The 1,936-nt window shown below is 32.7% G+C and carries 2 protein-coding genes; both read right to left on the reverse strand.

Annotation, left to right across the window (positions count from 1 at the left end; all coding sequences use genetic code 11):
- Positions 1 to 367: 367 nt before the first annotated feature.
- Positions 368 to 874, reverse strand: a complete 507-nt coding sequence (locus GH664_RS22540) for a hypothetical protein (protein ID WP_153163774.1) — start codon at positions 872 to 874, stop codon at positions 368 to 370.
- A gap of 801 nt (positions 875 to 1,675) precedes the next feature.
- Positions 1,676 to 1,936, reverse strand: a 261-nt coding sequence (locus GH664_RS22545) for a hypothetical protein (protein WP_194270482.1), incomplete at its 5' end; no start/stop codon positions are given.

The following is a 1,936-nucleotide window of genomic DNA, read 5'->3' on the forward strand; positions in this document are numbered from 1 at the left end:
CAGAATGACCACCGATTAACAAACAATGTTCTGAAGCATCAGTATTATCCCAGTTATAGTCACACCAGTATGTAGTTTCTGAACCATTAGTACAAGCTTCAGCGAAGAAATCACAAGTAGGAGTAGCTCTAATTTCGGTTTTATAACCAGTTGTAACTGATGCTGATGTTAAAGGTTTATAACTATTGTTTTTGTTAGTGTCAAATTGATCAGGTTTTACAGATTTATACCAAGTACGATATGTAGCTTCATATTTACTAATAACATCATCTATGTGTTTCCATATGTGACCAAATGGATTTTCAATTCCTCTATATCTGTTACACTTACGTGTAATAGTAGAAGTATTAGAACCAGATGAATCAGTCTATTGTATAGTTACTGTAACTTCACCAGAACCACTACCTAAACTATCAGATCTTCCAGTTGGAATAAACGACCAAGTTTGAGCTCCGTTGATAGTTGCTGTTCCTGTAGTACAACCAGAACCCAATCCACCTTGTCTAAATCCTTCAGGAGTTAGTTCAGTATTAACAGCCTTTTGTGAATTTCTAGTAGCATATTCTACTAAGAACAAATGACATATAGCTCTATGCTCTTCATATGTATAAAGATTCCATTTAGCTTCTCCGTCAAATCCATTAGCTCTAGCCCAAGTTCTACCATTAGTTCTGGTAAAATTAACAGTAGGAACAACGTTTTTCGTACTTATTAATCTACCTTTATTATCAAAGTTGAATGCTTCATATGCGCTAACATATGCTTCTTTGTGGTGATGCCATCCTGGTTTAGCGTGTGGACATATTTTTAAATTGTGTGTTTTTGTACCAGGAACATAATCATCGACATACCAAAATTCTGGTATCTTAATCATAACGTTTACTGTAGATGCTACCTATCCAGCTTCTCCATTACTTGTATGCCCATACATTGCTTCAGTAAAGTTTTCCTTCAAAGGAACAAACTAGTCTTTATAAACCGGTTGTGTCTAAAAAGCAAATGGTTTCATCATACTCTATATAGGCAATGATCTATGCATGTCCATATTACCAATACGAGTACAATCTGGATTAGAAGATGTTTCTGACCAAGATACCCCGTACCAGTCAAATTCTTCTAAATTCTAAGATGTTACATTGAATGTAATATGTCTACTTACTACATTACTAGGCAATGAACTAACAACACTAAATTGAACATTTGGAGATTGAGGTTCTCCATGTATAACTCCATATATTTTGAAATTACTATTTTCAGGTTGATATATGTATATGTTCATTCCAGATTCTGTAGTTTCTATATACCATTTAGTCAAATCATAAAATGTTTTAATTCCAGTATGTACTTTTCCACTAATGAGCTAAAGATCGGTAAATTTTGGAGAATAAGCATTTATTAATAACTAGTAAACATAAATGTAGCCATCATAATATTCAACAATTTTATAACTATTGGGGAAATACTTATGATTAACCTAAATCTTTAAATAATTTTTAATAGTTGACGATATGTATAATGTATGTTCAATATCTTTAACATTAACACCATCTACCATATCTGCATTCAGATTTGGACACATAGTTGTAGATTTAACAGATATAGGAGCATTACCGGTAGATACACTAGATGTGTATTTATTTGCATAAACTGCATCAGTAGTTACCCTAAAACCTATCTAATCATTATTATCTACAATTCCAAATCCGTAACTTTCTGTACCAGAACCTCTAATATTACCTATATACCAAAATGTATCATACCAATTGAATCTCAAACCATTAATGATATCAGCGTTGGCATGCATACCAAAACCTTCAGATAAATTACCACCAGATTTGTATATATTTGTTATATCACTATTTTCAACGCCTTTAAACACAATTGATCCAGTAGTAGATGCAGATGTTAATGTACCAGTCATAGTATCGCCAGCTTT

It is taken from the genome of Thauera sp. 2A1 (genome assembly GCF_009469595.2).
GTDB lineage: Bacteria > Pseudomonadota > Gammaproteobacteria > Burkholderiales > Rhodocyclaceae > Thauera.